This window comes from Phormidesmis priestleyi BC1401, from assembly GCF_001650195.1.
Classification (GTDB): Bacteria; Cyanobacteriota; Cyanobacteriia; order Leptolyngbyales; family Leptolyngbyaceae; genus Phormidesmis_A; species Phormidesmis_A priestleyi_B.
Window position 1 is genome coordinate 91,539 of the sequence record NZ_LXYR01000007.1, and the last position, 21,440, is coordinate 112,978.

A 21,440-nucleotide genomic window follows, 5' to 3' on the forward strand; every position below is an offset into this window, starting at 1 on the left:
GATTGCGGTGGGCATTGTAATACAAGACGTATCCAAGAAATTTGGCAGTTTCCAGGCGGTCGATCGAGTCAGTTTAGAAATCAAGAGCGGCTCTCTCGTTGCGCTGCTCGGTCCGTCTGGGTCAGGCAAATCAACGCTGCTGAGATTGATCTCAGGGTTAGAAACTCCTGATGTGGGCAAGATTTTGATTACGGGTGAAGACGCCACCGATCGCAGTGTGCAAGCTCGCAATATCGGCTTTGTCTTCCAACACTACGCGCTGTTTAAACACATGACAGTGCGCCAAAACATTGCGTTTGGGCTAGAAATCCGCAAAGTGACGGCAGCCAAAGTCAAAAAGCGCGTCGAAGAACTGCTGGACTTAGTGCAGTTGGCGGGGCTGGGCGATCGCTATCCCTCCCAACTATCAGGAGGTCAGCGGCAGCGCGTTGCCCTGGCACGAGCACTTGCAGTAGAGCCAAATGTTTTGCTGTTAGATGAGCCGTTTGGGGCACTTGATGCCAAAGTGCGAAAAGACCTGAGAGCTTGGCTGCGGCGGCTGCACGATGAAGTCCACGTCACGACGGTCTTTGTCACCCACGACCAAGAAGAAGCGATGGAAGTCTCAGATGAAATCGTGGTGATGAACAAAGGGAAAGTCGAGCAAGTCGGCACCCCGGCTGAGATTTATGATCACCCAGCGAGTGCCTTTGTGATGAGCTTTATCGGACCGGTCAACGTGCTGCCTAGCTCGTCACACATCTTCCAAAATAACGGGTTTGACTCAGCGCATCCAGAAATGTTTTTGCGCCCCCAAGATGTTTTGATCGAGACTTCTGCAAACGGCAGCACGGTTGCCGCTAGAGTTAGTCGATTGATTCACTTGGGTTGGGAAATTCAGGCTGAACTGACGCTCGACGATGGGCAAGTGGTGACGGCGCATCTGACCCGCGATCGATTTGATGAACTGAAGCTAGAACCTGAGCAGCGGGTCTATGTCAAGCCAAAAGACGCAAAATCTTTTCCGCTTTACTATTCAATCTAATTTAGTGATAGAGCCAACTGGTCCAGGCATATTTTCGTCCTTTGGTGACGGGGAGCGCCTGGTGAGGATGGGTATAGTACGACGGAAACACGATCACACTGCCCATTTGAGGTTTGACCTTGATGTTTTGGCGATCGAACAAGGTCTCGCCCCCTTCGCAGTCATTTAGATAGCCAACCACGCTGACATCTCTTGTCGGAATGCCCTGCTCAATCTCTTGAAAGCGACTGGTCAGCAAAACATTATCGACATGGCGCTTATAGTGCTGTCCGGGCAGATAGCGCAAGATAGAGCAGGTTTCGGCATAGGGAAACTTGACTCCATAGCACTTAAAAAGAGCTTGCTGGACGATCGAGATTTTGCCAATCAGCAGCTCGTTGGTCGATTTGAGCAGCGAATTTTTGGGATCAAGCTTCAACAATCCACTGCTGCGAACATCGGCATCAACGGTTCCGATCAAAATTGAGGCGGGCGTAAAGTGAGAAGATTCCGCTATGTCGATGATGTGGGAGCACAGTGAGGGTTCTAAGAGATTTTCGATCAACAAAATCTCTCCCCCTAAATCTTTGACAGAATAGCTCACGAATTCTTTCTCCGATCGCCCATATAGAAATGACCCATTCAATCTACCCTCAAACCTTTGCAAAATCCCAAAAAATCTGGGTGATCTGAAACTATTCCGTAGGGCAAGGCGAGATGGCAAAATTCCCCTTATTCTGTCAGGGGACTGTTTCAATGGTGGAAATTATGAATAGAGTTGTCGAAGTTCTGCCAGATTTGGAGGCGTTGATCGATCGTGCCTTAGCAATCGTTGTAGACAAACTAAATACGGCAGTTGCAGAACGAGGAATCGGGACGATCGCGCTATCCGGTGGTAGCACTCCCAAGCCGCTCTATGAAAAATTGGCGGAGCAATCCTTGCCGTGGGATAAGATTCATGTCTTTTGGGGAGATGAACGATATGTGCCTGCCGACCACCCCGGCAGCAATCAACGAATGGCGCGTCTCGCATGGCTCGATAAGGTCGCGATCCCGGCGAGTAATATTCATCCGATGGCGACAAACGAATCCGATCCCGCGATCTCCGCTCAAGCTCACGAAGCAGAACTGCAAGCCTTTTTTCAGATCAAAGCGAATGAGTTTCCTGAATTTGACGTGATTTTGTTGGGCATTGGCGATGATGCTCACACTGCCTCGCTGTTTCCTCATACCGATGCGTTGCAGGTGCACGATCGACTGATTACGGTGGGCAGCAAAGATGGACAGCCGCGCATCACCTTTACCGCTCCTCTGATCAATCACGCTCGATCGGTGATTTTTATGGTGGCAGGTGCCAGTAAACAGAGTGCCCTCACGCAAATCTTTGCCTCAGTTGCAGACGATATGACCTATCCTGCTCGTCTGATTCATCCATCAGGAGAACTGTGGTGGCTATTAGACCAGCCAGCCGGACAAAATCTGGAGCTTAAAACTTAGAATTATTCATCTATCATAGGGTTTGGTAAATGGGGAACCCTTCATGATTGTTTGTCCTAATTGCAATCATCAAAATCCTGATGGTGCGGTGCAGTGCGAGGCGTGCTATACGCCGCTTCCGGTGACCACTCAATGCCCAACCTGTGGAGCAACTGTGCAGGCAGATGCCAGCTTTTGTGGTCAGTGTGGCTTGAACTTGAAGACCGTAGAGGCTGAGAGCCAGGTCGCAACCGCCGTTTCATCATCCGTGGTGGCATCTGATCCTGGTGGCTTTCCAGATTTGCTGGCGATCGAGCCGCTGGTCTCGCCCGATCCGCTCGTGGTGCCACCCCCCCAAATCCCGGTTGAAGAGTCAGTCGTCAAATCGACCTCAATTCCGCCCCAAGAGACTGCTGTTCAATCTGCTCCGGTTAGTGCAAACACTCAGTTGCAGCATCAGTCAGGCAGACTACTGCATCTGCAAACCAATGTTGTGATTGAGCTACCGCAAGGGTTGCCTGTCGTTCATATTGGCAAACCCAACGATCGGATTCCGCCTGATATTGACGTGTCTGGCTTCCCTAACTCTGAAATCGTCTCTCGAATTCATGCCGATATTCGGGCAGATAGTGATGCTTATTACATTGAAGATGTGGGAAGCTCAAATGGGACTTATATCAACAACGTGCCTCTGCTGCTAGGAAATCGACATCGGCTGCGTCCGGGTGATCGCATTGCGCTCGGTAAAGGGGATAAAGTCTCATTCTTATTTCAAACGTTGTGACACGTATCTTTTTTGACCTTAAAAAAAGCTGTTCAGATAAATTTCCTCTAAGTTAGAGTGATGACACTTAATAGTTTGACCGCTCTTCTCAAAGCAGAATTAGAATATAAAAAAGTTTTAGACGGTAGCAGTCTTTTCGTTCTGTCTGCGTATCTAGACTCTACGGCGCTAATGTGATTACTCTGACCCTTCTACACCCTGTCCAGTTAAAGCCCGTTCAGTGTTGGACGTTTGACGACGAATCGGTGATTCGCATTGGGCGATCGACCGACAATCACGTCGTTCTCTATAGCGCTGTAGTCTCTCGATATCATGTAGAACTGCGGCGGGTTAACTCTGTTTGGGAAGTCGAAAGTTTGGGTGCAAACGGCACCTATTTAGACGGCAAACGGATGACTCAAGTGCCCATCAGAAATGGAATGATTATTCGGTTGGCACGATCGGGTCCTAATATTCAAATTCACGTCGGGGTCTCTGCTAGCCACGAAGCAACGATGCTAGCGGGCGATCGCACCGTGCCGCAGCAACCCCAACTTAATGCAGTCGCGGCTTTAGACGACGACATCACCCAACCTCTGCCTGCAATGGGAGTGCTTGAAAGTCAGGTTCCTGAGCGATCAACGGCGATGGAACCACCCAGTGAGAAGCCCAGTTTATCAGGCAACATCACCTGTGCTCACCTTCGCAAAACACCAGACTTGCGATTTTGCATTGACTGCGGCGCGCCTCTAAGAGTTCAGCAGACGATCGGACGCTATCAGGTCGTGAAGCTTTTGGGTCAAGGTGAGATGAGCTTTACTTATCTAGTTTGGTGCGATGGCAAACATTGGGTGTTGAAAACGCTAAATCCCAATTGGGTGAGACACCCCAAGGCACTCGATTTGTTTGAACGAGAAGCCAAAGCCCTCAGCCAACTGAGTCATCCGAGCATTCCTCACATCGTGGATTTTTTTACGATCGAGCGACAGCCCTATCTGGTCATGGAATTAGTTTCTGGACGATCGCTGTTTCAGCAGGTCACAAAGTGGGGCGCGATTCCTCAAAAACAAGCGATCGGCTGGATGCTAGAACTGTGTGAAGTCCTAGAGTATCTACATCAACTGTCGCCTCCGGTTTTACACCAAGATATTAGACCGCACAACTTAATCCGGCGATCGGCTCCAACTGCCTTTGGCGAGATTGCTTTGGTCGATTTTGGGGCGATTAGAGTTTTGAGCTTAGAGGCTAAACACCGGACTAGCGCGATTAGCTACAGCGCACCCGAACAGTATCAAGGAGAGATCAGTCCTGCTTCAGATTTATATTCTCTAGGAACAACGCTGGCGTTTTTGTTGTCGGGTCAAGACCCCGGCGAGTTTTATCGCTATCGAGAGCAGGGATACCGCTTTTATGCGGAGTATGTGCCTGGGTTAAGCCCTGAGGTTGTGCAGGTGATTCGCAAATTGACCCACCCCGAAATCAGCGATCGCTACGCATCAGCGCCAGAAGTTTCGGAGGCACTGCGGCAAATTATTTAAGCAGCAGAAAACAGGATTGGAGACTCGCGGCTTTTTCCAGTACGCTGTTTTCTATTGCCTGATTTGATTGCCTTATGAAAATTGCGACGTGGAATGTTAACTCGGTGAGAACTCGACTGGAGCAAGTTGTGGGATGGCTGCAAGACAACCCGATCGACGTGTTGTGTTTGCAAGAAACCAAAGTGGTCGATGAGAGTTTTCCGCGATCGGCGTTTACTGATCTTGACTATCAGGTTTATGCGTTTGGGCAGAAAAGCTATAACGGCGTGGCGTTGATCAGTCGATCAACGCTTGCGAATGTCAGCATGGGATTTGGGGCAGTCTTGCCAGAGAGTCTAGTGGGCGATTTGGATGAACAGAAACGGGTGATCACCGGGGTTTTAGAGGGAGTTAGAGTCGTCAATCTCTATGTCCCTAATGGGTCAGCAGTGGGAAGTGACAAATATGTCTATAAGCTGCACTGGCTCAAGGTGCTGCGAGAATATCTGCACGTTTTGCTGCAACAGACAGAGAATTTGCTGGTGTGCGGTGACTTCAACATCGCTTTAGACGATTTGGATATTCACGACCCGAAAGGACGCGAAAAGCAGGTGATGGCAACCGACGCTGAGCGAGAAGCGCTGCGCCACGTTCTCGATTTGGGCTTGGCGGATCTGTTTCGCAAATTTAATCAAGATGGCGGACAGTTTAGCTGGTGGGATTATCGCACGGGGGCGTTTCGTCGCAATGCGGGCTGGCGAATTGATCACCATTATGTGACTCCTCACTTATATGAACGCACGATCGCCTGCACGATCGACACCGCACCTCGCAAACTCACCCAGCCAAGTGATCATACGCCCGTGATTGCCGAACTTTCGCTAAGTTAGTAGGAAACGATTGTGGGTTATTTCTATGTTTTTAGTGACGGGTGCAACAGGTGGGTTAGGTCGTCGAATCGTCCGACTTTTGCGAGAGCGAGAATTAGCGGTGCGATCGTTCGTGCGGCTAATGTCAAATTATGCGGAACTTGAGCAGCGAGGCTCTGAGATTTTTATCGGAGATTTGTCTCGTGAACGGGATATCCAAAAAGCGGTGCAAGGGGCGCAGTATGTGATTAGCGCCCACGGCGGAGACGCGGAAGCAATCAACTATCGTGCCAACATTGACCTCATCGATCGAGCAAAAGAGGCAGGAGTCGAGCACTTTGTATTTATCTCGGTGTTGGGGGTCGATCGCGGCTATGAAGATGCTCCGGTCTTTAAGGCAAAACGCGAGGTCGAGAAATATTTAGAGACCAGTGGGCTAAACTACACAATTCTTCGCCCTGCGGGGTTTGCGTCCAACTTGTTGCCCCTAGCAGAACAGTTTCGACGAACTGGAATTTATTTATTGATTGGCGATCCTCAAAGTCGCACGTCGATTATTAGCACCGATGATTTGGCGAAAATAGCGATCGAGTCCGTCTCTCTAGATGCCGCACGAAATCAAGTTTTACCCGTGGGCGGTGCTGAAATTTTGCAACGTCAGGAGATTCCTCGCATCTTTGGGCGGATTTTCGATCGAGAACCCATCATCATCAATCCGCCTCTATTGGCATTTGACGCGACTCGAAATTTGGTCGGTTTGCTCAATTCTAAAGGTCAAGAATCATTGGGGACTTTAAGAGCACTCCTCGCCAATGAGTTTTTCTGCACTCCTGCCGAGACTGAACGCATTGAATCACTCTTTAACTTGAAGTTAGAAACGCTAGAAAGCTTTTTGAGACGATATGTGAGTGTTTGACTTCAAATTCCGATCGCCCATCCTAACCCGATCGCCACGATCGCGCCAATCAGCGTGTTGAAAACATTCACGACTTCGTTCGTCATCCAATCAAAGTCTGATTGCAGCGTTGCACCGATGACGCTTTCTAGATTTGTGGCGATGAACGCTGCCACGATGCACAGCCCAATCCCGATCGGGCTAATCAACCCAACTGACCAGGCGACGAGGGCGATGGCGATCGATGCCACAATTCCTGCCAAGGTGCCTTCTAGACTAACCGCTCCTTCCGTTCCTCTCGGCACAGGTTTTAGAGTTGTGATCAAAAAAGTCCGCTTGCCGTAAGCTTTGCCGATCTCACTCGCACAAGTGTCTGAGAGTTTTGTGCAGAAGCTTGCCACATATCCCAACAACAGCAGAGGAATGAATTCTTCGCCTTGACCGATGAGCGAAATGAGCAGAACGCCCAACGCGCAAACAGTGGCGATTAGGGCAGAACCCCAAACGTTTTCAGGTCCGCGAGCGCCCGATCGTTTCTCGGCGATGCCCATCGCTTCTTTTTGCGCTTTGCCGACAAACGTGATGCCAGAACCGACTAGAAAGTAGAACCCAACTACGAGATAACCCCGCCATCCCAAGCTGCCCCAGACAATGACTCCCAAAATCCAGGCGTGAACAATGCCTGCGGGAGTCAGAAGTTTTTTAGGAGCAACCCAGACGATCGCTAGCAAAACAGTGTTGAGTCCGATCGCGATTAGCCAGGGAGTCAGGGAGGGTGACAGCATCAGCAAGCCTAGAAATTCGCCATAATTTATTCTGACACCTAACTTTCCTAATCCCATGTCTCCTACGCTTTTTCACCTCACCTTTCCCATCACAAATATCGCTCAGACAAAAGAATTCTATGTGAACGGGTTAGGCTGCCAATTAGGTCGAGAAAATTCTCAGGCGATAATTCTCGATCTCTATGGTCATCAACTGGTTGCCCACATGACCGATGAGCTACTGACTCCTCAAAAGGGCATCTATCCCAGACATTTTGGGTTAGTCTTTATCGACGAAGCAGACTGGAAGATGTTGTTAGAACGGGTGCAGATTAAGCAACTGTCGCTCTATCAGCAGCCCAAACAGCGCTTTGTCGGAACGCCATTAGAACATCGAACGTTCTTTTTATCTGACCCGTTTGATAACTTGATGGAGTTCAAGTTTTACGCGCATCGATCGGCGATTTTTGGCGATCGTGACTATGACCAAATCGGCGATCGAGGGTGAGAAATGACTCCCTTACCTGTTTTGCACAGGTTCTCGCAGGGCGTTTGCCACTGCTTGCAGCCCTCTCACGTCTTGCACCATCCACGAATGAAGCGGCACATTCACCTGAATCGTTCGTCCCACCTGTAGCTGAGAACTGGTTGCGGGCACGATCATCAAATCCATCGGAGTCCAAATCGAGGTGAAGTTTAGCTGGTCTAACATTGGGACATCACGATTGAGATCGTTTAAAAAAGGACTGTTAGGGCGCATCTGCACACAGCCCGGACGCTGAGAGAAATGAGCGGTCAACGTGCCATTGTGAGGCGAGGCAATGGTGATAAAACGCTGGACTCGATCGAGTCCTCCTAATCGCTGCACATAATAGCGGCTGACGAGACCTCCCATGCTGAAGCCGATGAGATCAAAGGGCTGCTGGTTTGGCAAGGCTGACTTGATGAACGTGTCAAGCTGCTTGGCGAGTTGATCGAGTTCACAATCGCCGTTTGAGGGCAGCAAATTAACGCTATGCACCGCCCAACCGTGTTTTTGCAAATAAGCGGTCATGGGTTTAAAGATGACGTTGGTGTCGGTCAGACCATGAACCAACACGACGGGATTAAGCTGATCTGAGGGATTCATTAATTTAGAAGAATACTATCTCTAGCTTAGTGCGTGACGATCTAGGCTTGCAGTGAGTAGAGGACAGACGATAAAACGTCACTAACTGCTCACCCAGATTCCCGACTTTTTCAAGAAGCCGAAAATTTTACTAACTTCCTTGGAGACAAGAATTATTGTCTCCAAGGAAGCGTTTAATTTTCTGGATTCATTGCTGCTATGATTGGCTGCGATCGACTCTCTCGAAAACAAATCTGGTATGCCACAGCGCTACGCTAGACTTCGCCACACGAATCCGATTTTCCTCAAATCTCTCAGCTATCTCCTATCAGGCGGATTGCTCGTTTCAGGCTTGGTGAGGTTGCCCAACGTTCAGGCAAACCCGGTGCTGATGGCGCAAGCCAACGGGCAAGCAGCCGAAGAGAAGGTCAACCAAGGGTTGCAGTTCATTCAGCAGGGCAGACTCAACGACGCGATCGAGTCTTTTAAAACGGCTGCTCGGCTCAATCCCAATATGGCAGCCGCTCACTACAATTTAGGGTTAGCACTTCGGCAGCAGGGGCAACTCCAAGCTTCGGCAACGGCGTTTCATCAAGCCACTCAAGCCGATCCCAATTTTGCGTTAGCGTATGCAAATTTAGGAGCCGCCCTACTTGAGGGCAATAACTTAAATCAGGCGCGAGATTATTTGCAGCGATCGCTCGAACTAGAACCCAAACTCGGACTCGCCCACTATAATCTCGGACTTGTGCTAGAGCTTCAAGGCGATTTGCAAGGGGCGATCCGGGCATTTCGAGAGGCGGCTCAGTTGACTCCGAGCGCACCAGAGCCGCCTTATCACTTGGGGTTAGTCTACCAAAAACAGCAGAAAAGTAAGGACGCGATCGCGGCGTTTCAGCAAGCGGTGCAGCGCAATCCTAACTATGCAGAAGCTCATTACAGCTTAGGTTCAGTCTTATTTAATCAAGGAGATCTAGGCGGAGCGTTGTCGGCGTTTCGCAAGTCTAGTCAGGTAAATCCTAACTATGCCAATGCCTACTATGGGGCAGGATTAGTTCTTGTGCGTCAAAAAAAACTCACCGATGCTCAACAAGTTTTGAAGTATGCCAAGAATCTCTTCACAGCACAAAAAAACCTGCCTTGGGCAGAAAAAGCAGATCAGCAGCTTAAAAAGCTTGGAACTCCCTAGAGATATCCTTTTGGCAAGGGGCTTAAGCCCCTTATTTTAGAACGGTTGCTGTACTTTAGTCGTCTGAGAGTTGATGTATTAGCCAAACGAATCTAAGTCTAATGCTTGAGATCCGCCTTGATCGAGCTGCGCCAAAATTTTGCCGAGTTGCCACCAGACTAACCAGCTAATTCCGATCGTCAAGGGCACTGCAATTCCATACGCTAGAAACGAAGGCAGTCCAAAAATCTCCATACCAGACGACAGGAAGAAACAGCAACCCCCTGCGATTCCTAGAAATGGGACGAGCAGTTGCGTTCCTCGCATATTTGCAAGTGTGCGGGTCGATCGATTTTTTGCCCACTCGCGCACCGATTGCTTGAGAACCGCATCAAAGGCAGTGCCCGATGCAAGGCTTGCTAGCAGTCCGACGACGAGGAGAAGATAAGGAGGTTCGGGGAAGCTATACACAGTTGGTTAGGAAAATAAGGGATGGTTGTCTCAGGCGATGAGTGATGTCAGAATTCGGCGATTCTTAAAACTCCTTCATCGTACCGTTACTCGGATTGCGAGTCAAAGCCGCAACCGACGGAATAATTGCGGCAGTGCGAGCGGCAGAAAATTCGGCGATCGCGCCCACTGCGGCACTGAGCAATCGATCGGGCTTGAGGTCGTCTTTGATCAGATTCCACAAACGCTGAACTTCTTCAGTGTGAAAGCGATCGTCTTCGGTAAGGGCTAAAAGTAGCTGTTGCCGCAAGAATTGACCCTCCCCAGAGAGAATGTATTGCAGCCCCAGTTGAGCGGTAGGCAGTAGATCAAAGCCGTCGTCAGACTGAGCGATCGCGATTAAGTTCTCCAATCGCTGCCACTGAAACTTGCCATCTTTAAACAGCACTTCGATCAGTCTGCGTCGCAGTTGAGCCGATTCGCCCGTCAGCAAACGACGAGCTATGTAGGGATAAGCAACTTCGACGATTCTAAAATTGGGATTGAGAGTGAGCGCTAATCCTTCTTGAGTGACGAGCGATCGGATAATCAGCGCAAATTTAGCCGGAATCCGAAACGGATAGTCGTACATCAACGTCGAGAACTGATCGGTGATCGTCTTAAAATTAAAGTCTCGAACGCTCTCGCCTATGATATTGCCCAGAACGGACTCTAAAGCGGGGACGATCGGCAGAATATCGACATCGGGCGTTAAGAAACCCAGTTTGACAAAATCTTTGGCAAGTTCGATATAGTCTTTGTTGATCAGATGCACAATAGCATCCACCAGATTTTCTTTGCCGCCTTCATCAAGCTGATCCATCATGCCAAAGTCGATGTAAGCCATTTGCGCCGTCACGGGCTGCTTACCGTTCGTAGACGGTGACGCAACCGCAAATAAATTACCAGGGTGCGGGTCGGCGTGGAAGAAGCCATGTTCGAGCAGTTGCCGTAAACCTGATGTGACTCCGATCCGAATCAGGGCATCGGTGTCGAGTCCAACTTGTTTGATACGATCGAAATCAGTCAGCTTAAAGCCGTTAATCCACTCTAAAACGAGGACGGTGTTAGTCGTGTAGCGCCAGACGATCGATGGCACTTTCACCGTTGGATCATTGCGGAAGTTGTCCGCAAATTTCTCAGCGTTGCGACCTTCGTTGATGTAATCGATTTCTTCAAACAGCTTGGTGCCAAACTCATCGACAATCAGCGTCAGGTCGTGCCCCAAATTGAGCGGAAGCCAGGGCGATAGCCAACCCGCCGCCCAGCGCATCAAATAGAGATCGAGCGTCAAAATGGGGTGAAGATTGGGACGCTGCACCTTGACGGCAACCTCTTCACCACTGAAGAGACGAGCGCGGTAAACCTGCCCCAAACTGGCAGCTGCAATTGGGTTGGGAGAAATTTCGCTAAACGTGTCGGCGATCGGAGCGTCGAGTTGGGTCTCAATAATACGAAAAGCTAGCTCGTTCGGAAAGGGAGGCAACTGATCCTGAAGCTTCACCAGTTCGTCGAGAAAGTCTTGTTGCACCAAATCAGGACGCGTAGACAGTGCCTGACCGACCTTAATAAATGTCGGACCCAAATCGGTGAGAATCTGCCGTAGCTGAGACGCGCGACGACATTTGTTGCGTTCCGTCTGACCCTGCCAGTCGTCCCACTTTAGACCGAGAATAAATCCTAAAAACAATCCGGCAATTCTGAGGGCACGCCAGATAGCCCTCCACGGACGGTAGCGATAATATTGGGCGATCGCGCTCGCATCATAGCGTCTAAGTTGACTTAGGGGACTTCGACCCACGTTCTACAGTGCCTCTCAAGACGAATATTAAGCACCAATAGCAGTCGAGCAGGTTGAATAGAGGACGACTTGCGTCTACAAAAACAACTGATTGCCAAAAACTTCGGAAAAACCCCGGACATATAACTGCTATTAATGATTATTAATTGTTACCTTTTGCTTAATTCTAGTATGGAAAACTACAAATTTTCTGCTTTACCCTAAGCAGTCTTTTAAGCCATAAACCACTTGATCTTGTTGCTCGATCGAGAGTTCAGGAAACATCGGCAGCGATAACACTTCATGAGCCGCCCGATCGGACACGGGCAACTGCCCAGGCTGGTAGCCCAACGACTTGTAAATCGGCTGCAAATGCAATGGCAACGGGTAATAAACCATTGAGGTGACTCCCTTTGACTGAAGTTGAGTGCGGACTCGATCGCGGAGCAATTTCCCACTTTCAGACTGACTAGAATCCTCCACGATCCGCACAGTGTATTGATTCCACACACTGCGACCATTGGGAGTCTCTTGCGGGATCACCACGCTGGGAATGGATTTAAGCAGTTGGTGATAGCGATCGGCGATCACCCGACGCTGATCATTCCAGCCGTCGAGATAGCGTAGTTTGATCCGTAAAATTGCCGCCTGAATTGCATCAAGTCGGCTGTTGACCCCAAATTCTTCGTGATAGTAGCCACTGCGTCGCCCGTGATCGCGCAGCATTCGCAGAGTCGCCGCAATTTTCGGATCGTTCGTCGTGACTGCGCCGCCATCGCCACAAGCCCCTAAATTCTTGGTGGGATAGAAACTAAAACAGCCAATCTGCCCAATGCTGCCGACTTTTTGACCTGCCCATTCTGCACCCGTTGCCTGAGCACAATCTTCGATAACCGTCAGGCGGTGGGCGTGAGCGATCGCCATCAATCGCGTCATATCGACAGGTTGCCCAAACAAGTGAACGGGGATAATCGCCTTGGTTCGAGGTGTGATCGCCGCCTCAATCTGCCTCAAATCTAGGTTAAATGTCTGCGGATCGATATCGACAAAAACTGGTGTAGCTCCAACTGCGCTCGCCGTCTCGCCTGTAGCGACAAATGTGAAGGGCGTTGTGATTACTTCATCTCCGGCTCCAATCTTTAGAGCACGTAGGGCGAGATAAAGGGCATCCGTGCCAGAATTGCAGGCAACACACTCAGAAACTCCTACATAGTCTGCAAGCTGTTGCTCAAACGTCTCGACGATCGCGCCCCCGATATATCGACCAGAGGCAAGCACGCCTAAAACTGCCTGATTAATCTCCTCGCCGATAAGTTTGTATTGGTCTGACAGGTCAAAAGGGGGGATGGTATTCACTTTGCACCACAAGCCGTAATTGCTAACGCCACATTCAGAAACGGTTTTCTTAGGCGTTAGACTATGAAACTTCTTAATTGTTTCAACAAATCCCCTTTCTGGCAAGATCAGGAGGTTGAGATATCTAGAGACACGATGGATTTACTGATTCGACTCCCGTGGGCATTGGGGCTAGTCGTGGCAACGATCGCGCTTTCATCGTGGCAAAAACTTGGTTTAGAGGGCAGTTTGGCACTCGCAGCCGGACGGACGATCGTGCAACTCACCGTAGTGGGCTACTTTTTAGGAGTGGTGTTTGCGTTTAACAGTCCTGGGTTGGTGTTAGCTGTTTTAGGAGGAATGCTTGTAGTCGCGGCGATCGTGGCGCGAAATCGCATCAGCCAGAAGATTCCTCGCTTGCTGCCGTTGATCGCGGGGTCAATTTTAGTTAGCACGGCTCTGACGTTGACCTACACCAATCTGCTGATCGTGCAGCCGCAGCCCTGGTATGACCCCAAAACCATTATTCCACTAGCGGGAATTGTCTTGGGCAACGCTATGAATGGGGCGGCGATCGCGGGCGATCGGCTGGTCAGCACTCTCAACTCTAGTCAACTCGAAATTGAGACTCATCTCAGTTTGGGGGCGACTCCTCAGCAAGCGGTCGCCGATTATCGCCGAGATGCGATTAAAGCAGGGCTGATTCCGACGATCAACTCGATGATGGTGGTGGGGCTGGTGACACTTCCCGGCATCATTACAGGGCAATTGCTAGGCGGGGCAAATCCGATCCAGGCGGCGGCGTTTCAGATGCTGATTTTGTTTATGTTGGCGTTTGCCACATTGCTAACTACAGTACTCGTGACCCAGGGGCTGCTTCGACAGTTTTTTAATCAGGCAGCCCAGTTGATTCTTTGGTAGTCAGATGTACGAGAATGGTTTCGTGAGGTCGTCACCGATCGCTTCAACTCGATATCGTCAATAGTGCAGCAACTCAGCGAATTTTAGAAAACTTGTACCAACTGTTAGAAGAGTCGCTCGGCTACCCCTATACACTGAAAGTAGTCGATATCTTTAAACACACAGAACAGGCAGAACTGGATTAGGTTTTGGCAACGCCGACGCTGGTTGAGCTTTATCCTCGTCCGGTACGGCGGATTGTGGGAGACCTGAATGATGTCGATCGAGTGTTGCAGATGCTGGAAGCGCCGGGAGACGTATAACCATGAATAGTCAGGTTGAAGAGATTTTGGAACGGGCGATCGCGGGAGAAGATTTATCGCCAGAAGCGGGAGTGGTGCTGCTTAAACAGACTGACGAAACCGCGATCGGGCAGATTCGCGACACGGCGGATCGACTCCGACAGCGGCAAGCCGGAGACACCGTGACGTATGTGATTAACCGAAATATCAACTTCACCAACATTTGCGAACAGCACTGTAGCTTTTGTGCATTTCGGCGAGACAGCGGAGATGAGGGGGCTTATTGGCTCGATCGGGCACAAATTCTAGAAAAAGCCACCGACGCGGTCAAGCGCGGGGCAACTGAGATTTGTATGCAGGGAGGCTTGAATCCAGAAGCACAAATTAACGGAGCATCGCTTCCTTATTATTTGAAGGTGATTGACGGAATCAAATCTGAGTTTCCTCACCTGCATTTACACGCCTTTTCTCCCCAAGAAGTTGAGTTTATCGCTAGAGCAGACGGCTTGACGTTTGCAGACGTGGTGGCGGCGCTGCAAGAAGGCGGAGTCGATTCGATGCCCGGAACGGCGGCGGAAGTCTTAGACGACGAGGTGCGACGAATTCTCTGCCCTGAGAAAATTAACTCAGAAACTTGGTTAGAAATCGTCAGAACGACGCATCAGCAAGGAGTTCCTACAACCAGCACGATGCTCTCAGGGCACATCGAAACCCCCGAACAGCAGATGCGGCATTTGGGATTGATCCGATCGCTCCAACAGTCTGCTAAAGCCCACGGCTACACGGGCATCACTGAATTTATTCTGCTGCCATTTGTGGGTCAAGAAGCGCCCAAGCCTCTGCGTCGTCGAGTCGGGCGCGATCAGCCCATTCTCTCAGATGCTCTGTTGCTGATGGCAGTCTCCCGCATCTTTCTCGGCAACTGGATTCCTAATCACCAGCCAAGCTGGGTCAAGCTGGGGTTAGCTGGAGCCGTAGACGCACTGCAATGGGGCTGCAACGACATCGGCGGCACCTTGATGGAAGAACACATCACGACAATGGCGGGTGCCTTGGGCGGGACGTGTATGGAAGTGGAGACTCTGCAAAGCGCGATCGCCGCGATCGGTCGTCCCTATCAGCAACGAGATACTCTCTACAGAAAAGTAGCCCCAAAGCCCAGCAACGATGCTGTATCAAAGCAAGAATCAACTCCTTGAGCAGTCCTATCTGCCTCATACGAACAGGGAACAAAAACTCGTCGGCATGGGGTTTTCTCGCCTGCGACGCGAAATTGATCCCCAATCAAAGCGACGTGAGTCGAGGGAGGATATCGACTGCACGGGCAGTACCGTGGATCGCTGGGTTTAACTTTTCCCAATCGTTTTTGCTGACGGCAGTATTATGGCTCTACGCAGATATTTTAGGACAAGGGGCTTAGGGCGAGGCAGAATCGCAGCGAAAGGGCTTTAAACCGCGCTCTAATCTCCTTGTTGCTTCCCGCAACCCAGCGTCCTAACATTCCTGCGTACCAGCTATCTCATTAAAAAGGGGCATACCCATGTACGCCCCCACCTTCAAACTTGACCTAACGGTTACCGCACAAGCGATAATGTCCGACGCTTCGACACCATCCGGTAAGCCTCGATAATATCGCCGACTACCCAAGCGCTGAAGTTGTCTAAGCCGATACCGCACTCATAGCCAGCATTGACTTCCCGTGCGTCTTCTTTCATCCGCTTCAGGGAGTCAAGGTTGCCTTCATGAAGAAGGTTAGTGCCTCGACGAACGCGAATCTTACAGTTACGAATGATTTTGCCAGACAAGACATAACAGCCCGCAACCGCACCGCGACCCACTGGGAAGACCGCTCGAACTTCGACCTGACCGAGAGGTTCCTCAATCATTTCAGGCTCTAGCAGACCTTCCATCGCGCCCTGCACGTCATCCAGCAGTTTGTAGATGATGTTGTAGTCGCGCACATCAACCCCGGCTCGATCGGCAGCTTGTCGTGCCCCCGGTGCCAGCGTCGTGTTGAAGCCAATCACCACAGCATCACTCGCCGCCGCCAGGTCAACGTCTGTCTCAGAAATCTCACCCGGAGCCGCATACAGCACCCGCACCTGCACCTCGTTTTGAGGCAGTTGGCGCAAGGAACCCAGAATCGCTTCTACAGAACCCTGGACATCTGCCTTGAGAACCAGGTTTAACTCCTTCAAGTCACCCTCTTGCGCCTTCTGCGAAAGCGTATTGAGGCTGACTCGACGAGAAGACACGGCTGCCAGCAGGCGAGACTGGCGTTGCTCATCGGCTCTTGCATCTGCAACGGCACGAGCTTCACGCTCATCCTGGAAGACCTCAAACTCATCTCCAGCCGCCGGAACGTCGCTTAAACCTAAGACCTCAACCGCAAATGAAGGCGATGCAACTTGAACTCGCTTGTTGCGATCGTCTACCATCGCTCGAACTTTACCCAGTGACGATCCCGCTACTAGAATGTCGCCCACCCGCAGCGTTCCATTCTGAATCAGCAGCGTCGCAACCGGACCCTTTGCTTTATCAAGGTGTGCCTCAATCACCGTTCCTCTCGCAGAGCGATCGGGGTTTGCAGACAGATCCTCGACCTCTGCCACTAAGAGAATCATCTCTAGCAGCGTGTCTAGGTTATCGCCACTGATCGCACTGACGGGCACCATAATGGTGTCGCCGCCCCACTCTTCAGGAACCAGAGCGTACTCAGTGAGTTCTTGCTTAACGCGATCGGGCTGCGCGCCTTCTTTGTCTATTTTGTTGATAGCAACCACGATCGGCACTCCTGCTGCCTTGGCGTGGCTAATCGCCTCAATCGTCTGTGGCTGTACGCCATCGTCGGCTGCCACGACAAGAATGGCAATGTCTGTCACTCGTGCGCCGCGTGCCCGCATTGCAGTAAAGGCTTCGTGACCTGGCGTGTCGAGGAAAACGACTTGCTGCTCTTTCCCGTTGTGCTCGACATCAACGTGATAGGCACCGATATGCTGAGTGATTCCACCCGCTTCTCCCTGCGCGACTTTAGTTTTGCGAATCGAGTCAAGCAGAGTGGTCTTACCGTGGTCAACGTGACCCATGATTGTGACCACTGGCGGACGGCGAATCAGGTGCTCTAGATCCTCAGCCCCAACCATTTCAGTCACTTTACGAGCGGCTTCCTCTTTCTCACCCGCTTCGACCTCGACCCCATATTCTTCGGCAACCATAGTGGCGGTGCCGATGTCTAAGGTTTGGGTAATGGTCGCCGCAATGCCCTTCATAAACAGCTTAGTGATCACATCGGTAGCAGGAACGGATAGCCGTTGAGCCAAGTCCTGCACCGTCAAGCCGCCTGTGAGCGTGATTGTCTCTGGACGCTCGACTTTGACTTCTTGGTCGCGGCGATCGCGGCGATCGCGAGTCCCGCCAGACTTTTTGCGCTGAGGAGCCGCCGGGGTTGGAGCCGCCGCTACTCTGATTTGACCTGGCAGACCTTTGGGTTTAGCAGGGCGAGCTAAGGAGATGCTCATTTGAGCCGCATCTACAATTCCGCCACCGGCTGATCCATCTAGATCGTCATCATCATCTTCATCAATTTTGGGTTGAGCACGTCGCTTGCCTTTAGCCGCAAGCTTCGCCTTATCGGTCGGAAATTCTTGAACTTCCTCTTCCTCGTCATCCCATCCTTTTGCCCGTTTGGGTTTTGGCGGAGTCGGCTTATTAAGCTGTAAATCAAGCGGACCTGGAGCAACGGGCGCATCAGCCGAAGGTTTAGTTGGGCGGTTGATTCGTAGAACTGGCTGACCCGCAAGAGCAGTGCCATCTCCCGAAGCCGCAAAGTCTGAAGGAGCTTGAGGCTTTGGACGACGCAACTCTACGATCGTCTGTGGGCGAGGAGCAGAACGATCTTCAGAGGGTCTGCCGCCCGGAACAGGACGACGAACGCCTTCACCAGGAGCACCTGTTTGAGGTCTACCACCTTCTCTCTGAGGAGCAACGCCCGCTTCTCTCCGAGGAGCTTCGGTACTAGGGGCTGTCTGGGCGGGTTTATCTCGTTTCAAGACAGGCTTAGTTGCTGTTGAAGGACGAAAAGCGGTTGCCGCAGGTCTTGCAGGAGGCTGAGATAATGGCTTTTCTTCAACCAGTTCAACCGAGATCGACATACTGGGCTTGCGAGTGGCTGGAGACGCAGCTTGAGGAGTTGCGACCGGGGCAGCAGAAATCTCTGGTTCAGCCTCTTTGAGAGATTCGATCGGTGCAGCCAATTCTGCTCCAGATGTTTCTAGCTCTAATTCTGGTTTTGAAGTTGAATGGCTTGAGTCGATCGAGTCAACAGAAGCCTGACCGGGTTGAGTAGGAGCCGATGGAGGCGCTTTTAACTCAGATTGTTGCTCAGACGGTGCAGAGCGCGTAATTGGTCTACGGATTTCTAAAATTTGCTGTTTCTTCTGAATATTCAAGGGCGTTTTCTTTCTAATCTCAGCAGGTTGTGAACTAGCAGTTTGACGAGTTGGATTGGGCTTTGTAGAAGGTGGGTGACTAGCCGTGTATTTTGCTGCCGCAGCGCGAATCCTTTCGGCTTCGTCTCCTGTAATCGTGCTGCTGTGGCTCTTGACCGAAATGTTTAGTTGTTCACAAATCGCTAAAAGATCCCTATTGTCTAGATTCAATTCTCGTGATAACTCGTAAATTCTGACTTTGGCGTTGTTCATCCACTCTTCCCTCATTCGATCCAGGTTGTCACATAGTTGCCTTCTGTTTTGACTAAAACTACATTCGATCTGGGTTGACTCTGTGTGACGCTCCTACCGCTTTTCAAAGCTCTGACGGTGGTCGGAAGCCCGAAAATGTTTGGAGCGCCTCTGATGAAACAATCTTTAAAGACTGACTGCTTCACACTGTAGACAGCTTTTACGTTTTTTCGTAAAAGTCCATCGAGACTTTTAGTAGGCTGGCATAACTGAGAATCTGTCTCAGCGATCACCCACCCTGTCTCTACTATTGTCGCACTCACACACACTTATCGGTACTTCAAACAGATCAAACTCCAGCAGAAAAACATCTAGACCTAAGTCTAGGGGTTGCAGCGTTAAGTTATCGATCTGAACCTGAAGAAAATCTTTCAAAGGCAAACTCTGATTCCTCAAAGTAGGTTGACTAAATTTCCAGAAAAAGATTTGTTTGGCACGAGAGCAATCACTCAAGTTAGCCAGCTTGGGATAGTCAAGACAATTTCGATTTTAGCGAACCCGACCCCTGATGACTGCATGGAGCCTGATGTAATGCTTCACTTCCTACTTTTCCTTGCCTTCCATGAGTTCGCCTTTACAAGCGCTGGAGTTGGCTATCAATCCCTATGACGGTACTCTTATGATATCGCAATTTCAATTAGTGGGTAGGTTAGGGGACGCAATTAAACCTAAATCACCCGTCGTAGGTGGGCTTGTTGTCTCTGAAAGACGGTGCCACAGAGCTTTATAGATTTGGTCAGAAACGGCTGCTTTGAGGACACGACTCAATCGATCCTTTTTCTGAGCGGCTGTTAAACACTCAGGTTTAGGACAGAGATAGGCAGATCGTCCCATCCCTTGGTCGAGGACGATCGTGCCCGATGAGTGACTTTTAACAACTCGCCAAAACTCATCTTTAGGGGCAGATCGACGACAACTAACACAGCGGCGATAGTTAGGTTCCATGAGAAAATAATGGAGCGTATATCACACGCCCCCACTCTAGGATCAAATCTCGTCTTCAGTTGACTCGTTTTCTGAGGTCTCGGGCTGAGACTCGACCGCGGTCACAGGCTGCTCAGTCTCAGTCTCATACTCCTCTTCGTCGTAATATTCGTCTTCATAATATTCGGCTTCAGCCTGCTCTTGAGCAAGACGGCGAGACTCTTCTAAAGCAGCGCTCTTCTCATTTTCAGCTTCGTAGTCGTATTTTTTGATGTCTTTGATGTCAATTTTCCAGCCAGTCAGACGGGCAGCAAGACGGACGTTTTGACCTTCTTTTCCGATCGCCAAGCTCAGTTGATCTTCAGCTACCAAAATATGTGCTTGGCGACCATCGGGATCGACGAGACGCACTTCATCTACCCGAGCCGGACTCAGAGCATTCGCGATATAAGTCGAGGGATCGGGTGACCAGCGAATCACGTCAATTTTCTCGCCCCGCAATTCGTTCACGACTGCCTGAATTCGAGATCCTCGCGCCCCGATACACGCCCCAACCGGATCAACGTCACGTTCTAACGTATCAACCGCGATTTTAGTCCGAGGACCAACGTAGCGAGAGGGAGGATTGGCTTCCCGCGCTACTGCCACAATGCGGACGATATCATCCTGAATTTCAGGAACTTCATTCTCAAACAGATAGACGACCAGCCCTGCGTCAGCCCTAGAAACCAGAAGCTGGGGACCTCGATGAGATCCTTCGCTCACTTTTTTTAAATAGACTCTAAACGTGGCGTTTGCTCGGTAGTTGTCGTTGGGCAACTGGTCACGTTTCAGCAATTCTGCTTCGACTTCTGGCTGACCGAATCCGCTCGTCACCGCCATGATCACGGACTGTCGCTCAAATCGCAGCACTCTGGCTTGCACGATCGTTCCTTCCAACTCCTGGAACTCTTCTTGAACGAGTTTGCGCTGCTGATCCCGCAGTTTTTGCGCCAAAACTTGCTTGGTCTGAATCGCCGCCATCCGTCCAAAGTCGCCCTGTTCGGGGGTGACATCTAAAACCACTGTGTCGCCAGGTTGGGCTTCAGCCGCGACCTCCTGCACTTCTTTCAGCGCAATCTGGTGATCGGGGTTGTTGACCTCTTCAACGATCGTCTTGGTTGCCAAGACGCGAAAGCCTTCTTCGTCGGTGTCTAGCTCGACTTCAAAGTTATCGAAATATTCTTCTTCAAAGTTGGGGCTGTCCATGCGCTGGGTGCGCCGAAACCGCTCATATCCCTTCATCAGGGCTTCGCGCAGAGCGGCTTGGACTGAGAGCTTGGGCAGGTTGCGCTCTCGACTAATGCTATCGATCATGTCTTTGAGTCCGGGTAAGGCGACCATTGACATAGTGAAATCTCCGTGAATA

Annotated in this window: 19 protein-coding genes and 1 pseudogene; 11 read left to right on the plus strand and 9 right to left on the minus strand. The window is 50.6% G+C overall.

Annotated features, from left to right (window positions below; all coding sequences use genetic code 11):
- Positions 1-7: 7 nt before the first annotated feature.
- The gene (locus tag A8707_RS06065) at positions 8-1,024 is read left to right on the plus strand and encodes a sulfate/molybdate ABC transporter ATP-binding protein (RefSeq protein ID WP_068815905.1); all 1,017 of its coding nucleotides are present in this window, start codon (positions 8-10) and stop codon (positions 1,022-1,024) included.
- A gap of 1 nt (position 1,025) precedes the next feature.
- On the opposite strand, the gene A8707_RS06070 is transcribed toward A8707_RS06065, so the two are convergent.
- The gene (locus A8707_RS06070) at positions 1,026-1,607 is read right to left on the minus strand and encodes a prolyl hydroxylase family protein (protein WP_068815906.1); all 582 of its coding nucleotides are present in this window, start codon (positions 1,605-1,607) and stop codon (positions 1,026-1,028) included.
- 164 nt (positions 1,608-1,771) lie between these two features.
- Between A8707_RS06070 and pgl the strand changes: the two genes are divergently transcribed.
- The 5 genes from pgl to A8707_RS06095 all read left to right on the plus strand — a co-directional run bounded on the left by pgl (position 1,772) and on the right by A8707_RS06095 (position 6,544).
- Positions 1,772-2,500 (plus strand): 6-phosphogluconolactonase, encoded by a 729-nt coding sequence (gene pgl, locus A8707_RS06075; RefSeq protein ID WP_068815954.1) that lies wholly within the window; start codon positions 1,772-1,774, stop codon positions 2,498-2,500.
- Positions 2,501-2,543: 43 nt separating this feature from the next.
- Positions 2,544-3,263 (plus strand): FHA domain-containing protein, encoded by a 720-nt coding sequence (locus A8707_RS06080; RefSeq protein ID WP_068815907.1) that lies wholly within the window; start codon positions 2,544-2,546, stop codon positions 3,261-3,263.
- A gap of 173 nt (positions 3,264-3,436) precedes the next feature.
- Entirely contained in the window at positions 3,437-4,780 is a 1,344-nt protein-coding gene (locus tag A8707_RS06085) for a protein kinase domain-containing protein (protein WP_068815908.1), read from the plus strand.
- A 74-nt stretch (positions 4,781-4,854) separates the two neighbouring features.
- Entirely contained in the window at positions 4,855-5,649 is a 795-nt protein-coding gene (gene xth / locus A8707_RS06090; RefSeq protein WP_068815909.1) for an exodeoxyribonuclease III, read from the plus strand.
- A 25-nt stretch (positions 5,650-5,674) separates the two neighbouring features.
- On the plus strand, positions 5,675-6,544 hold the full coding sequence (locus A8707_RS06095; protein ID WP_068815910.1) for an SDR family oxidoreductase: 870 nt from the start codon (positions 5,675-5,677) through the stop codon (positions 6,542-6,544).
- Positions 6,545-6,546: 2 nt separating this feature from the next.
- Here A8707_RS06095 and A8707_RS06100 read toward each other — a convergent pair whose 3' ends face one another.
- Entirely contained in the window at positions 6,547-7,365 is an 819-nt protein-coding gene (locus tag A8707_RS06100) for a TIGR00297 family protein (RefSeq protein ID WP_331711685.1), read from the minus strand.
- Between A8707_RS06100 and A8707_RS06105 the strand changes: the two genes are divergently transcribed.
- Positions 7,364-7,795, plus strand: a complete 432-nt coding sequence (locus A8707_RS06105; protein WP_068815911.1) for a VOC family protein — start codon at positions 7,364-7,366, stop codon at positions 7,793-7,795. The two genes, A8707_RS06100 and A8707_RS06105, sit on opposite strands and share 2 nt — an antisense overlap.
- Positions 7,796-7,807: 12 nt before the next feature.
- On the opposite strand, the gene A8707_RS06110 is transcribed toward A8707_RS06105, so the two are convergent.
- Positions 7,808-8,416 (minus strand): esterase/lipase family protein, encoded by a 609-nt coding sequence (locus A8707_RS06110; protein WP_068815912.1) that lies wholly within the window; start codon positions 8,414-8,416, stop codon positions 7,808-7,810.
- Between the two features lie 238 nt (positions 8,417-8,654).
- On the opposite strand from A8707_RS06110, the gene A8707_RS06115 reads away from it, so the two are divergent.
- Entirely contained in the window at positions 8,655-9,584 is a 930-nt protein-coding gene (locus tag A8707_RS06115) for a tetratricopeptide repeat protein (protein ID WP_082906251.1), read from the plus strand.
- 78 nt (positions 9,585-9,662) lie between these two features.
- On the opposite strand, the gene A8707_RS06120 is transcribed toward A8707_RS06115, so the two are convergent.
- From A8707_RS06120 to A8707_RS06130, 3 genes are all read right to left on the minus strand, one after another.
- On the minus strand, positions 9,663-10,034 hold the full coding sequence (locus tag A8707_RS06120) for a hypothetical protein (RefSeq protein ID WP_068815913.1): 372 nt from the start codon (positions 10,032-10,034) through the stop codon (positions 9,663-9,665).
- A 64-nt stretch (positions 10,035-10,098) separates the two neighbouring features.
- Positions 10,099-11,853 carry an ABC1 kinase family protein gene (locus A8707_RS06125; RefSeq protein WP_068815914.1) on the minus strand — a complete coding sequence of 585 codons (1,755 nt, stop codon included), beginning with the start codon at positions 11,851-11,853 and terminating at the stop codon, positions 10,099-10,101.
- Between the two features lie 195 nt (positions 11,854-12,048).
- Entirely contained in the window at positions 12,049-13,188 is a 1,140-nt protein-coding gene (locus tag A8707_RS06130; protein WP_197484643.1) for a DegT/DnrJ/EryC1/StrS family aminotransferase, read from the minus strand.
- Positions 13,189-13,251: 63 nt separating this feature from the next.
- On the opposite strand from A8707_RS06130, the gene A8707_RS06135 reads away from it, so the two are divergent.
- From A8707_RS06135 to cofH, 3 genes and pseudogenes are all read left to right on the plus strand, one after another.
- On the plus strand, positions 13,252-14,088 hold the full coding sequence (locus A8707_RS06135; protein WP_231947954.1) for an ABC transporter permease: 837 nt from the start codon (positions 13,252-13,254) through the stop codon (positions 14,086-14,088).
- 53 nt (positions 14,089-14,141) lie between these two features.
- Positions 14,142-14,390: pseudogene (locus tag A8707_RS29525) on the plus strand (circadian clock KaiB family protein).
- Between the two features lie 2 nt (positions 14,391-14,392).
- The gene (cofH, locus tag A8707_RS06140) at positions 14,393-15,568 is read left to right on the plus strand and encodes a 7,8-didemethyl-8-hydroxy-5-deazariboflavin synthase subunit CofH (RefSeq protein ID WP_068815917.1); all 1,176 of its coding nucleotides are present in this window, start codon (positions 14,393-14,395) and stop codon (positions 15,566-15,568) included.
- A 375-nt stretch (positions 15,569-15,943) separates the two neighbouring features.
- Here the strand turns inward: cofH and infB are convergent, their stop codons facing one another.
- The 3 genes from infB to nusA all read right to left on the minus strand — a co-directional run bounded on the left by infB (position 15,944) and on the right by nusA (position 21,421).
- Positions 15,944-19,069, minus strand: a complete 3,126-nt coding sequence (gene infB, locus A8707_RS06145; RefSeq protein ID WP_068815918.1) for a translation initiation factor IF-2 — start codon at positions 19,067-19,069, stop codon at positions 15,944-15,946.
- 672 nt (positions 19,070-19,741) lie between these two features.
- A complete protein-coding gene (locus A8707_RS06155; protein ID WP_068815920.1) occupies positions 19,742-20,053 on the minus strand; it encodes a YlxR family protein in 312 nt (103 codons plus the stop codon).
- 42 nt (positions 20,054-20,095) lie between these two features.
- Positions 20,096-21,421, minus strand: coding sequence for a transcription termination factor NusA (gene nusA / locus A8707_RS06160; RefSeq protein ID WP_068815921.1), 1,326 nt, complete (start codon positions 21,419-21,421; stop codon positions 20,096-20,098).
- Between the last annotated feature and the right edge of the window lie 19 nt (positions 21,422-21,440).

What these genes read in the sequence shown, in the direction of transcription:
- nusA (WP_068815921.1), bottom strand. Translation starts at nt 21,421, where the DNA reads ATGTCAATGGTCGCCTTACCCGGACTCAAAGACATGATCGATAGCATT.
- A8707_RS06100 (WP_331711685.1), bottom strand. Translation starts at nt 7,365, where the DNA reads ATGGGATTAGGAAAGTTAGGTGTCAGAATAAATTATGGCGAATTTCTA.
- A8707_RS06115 (WP_082906251.1), top strand. Translation starts at nt 8,655, where the DNA reads ATGCCACAGCGCTACGCTAGACTTCGCCACACGAATCCGATTTTCCTC.
- cofH (WP_068815917.1), top strand. Translation starts at nt 14,393, where the DNA reads ATGAATAGTCAGGTTGAAGAGATTTTGGAACGGGCGATCGCGGGAGAA.
- A8707_RS06110 (WP_068815912.1), bottom strand. Translation starts at nt 8,416, where the DNA reads ATGAATCCCTCAGATCAGCTTAATCCCGTCGTGTTGGTTCATGGTCTG.
- A8707_RS06080 (WP_068815907.1), top strand. Translation starts at nt 2,544, where the DNA reads ATGATTGTTTGTCCTAATTGCAATCATCAAAATCCTGATGGTGCGGTG.
- A8707_RS06095 (WP_068815910.1), top strand. Translation starts at nt 5,675, where the DNA reads ATGTTTTTAGTGACGGGTGCAACAGGTGGGTTAGGTCGTCGAATCGTC.
- A8707_RS06155 (WP_068815920.1), bottom strand. Translation starts at nt 20,053, where the DNA reads ATGGAACCTAACTATCGCCGCTGTGTTAGTTGTCGTCGATCTGCCCCT.
- A8707_RS06135 (WP_231947954.1), top strand. Translation starts at nt 13,252, where the DNA reads ATGAAACTTCTTAATTGTTTCAACAAATCCCCTTTCTGGCAAGATCAG.
- pgl (WP_068815954.1), top strand. Translation starts at nt 1,772, where the DNA reads ATGAATAGAGTTGTCGAAGTTCTGCCAGATTTGGAGGCGTTGATCGAT.
- A8707_RS06105 (WP_068815911.1), top strand. Translation starts at nt 7,364, where the DNA reads ATGTCTCCTACGCTTTTTCACCTCACCTTTCCCATCACAAATATCGCT.
- infB (WP_068815918.1), bottom strand. Translation starts at nt 19,069, where the DNA reads ATGAACAACGCCAAAGTCAGAATTTACGAGTTATCACGAGAATTGAAT.
- xth (WP_068815909.1), top strand. Translation starts at nt 4,855, where the DNA reads ATGAAAATTGCGACGTGGAATGTTAACTCGGTGAGAACTCGACTGGAG.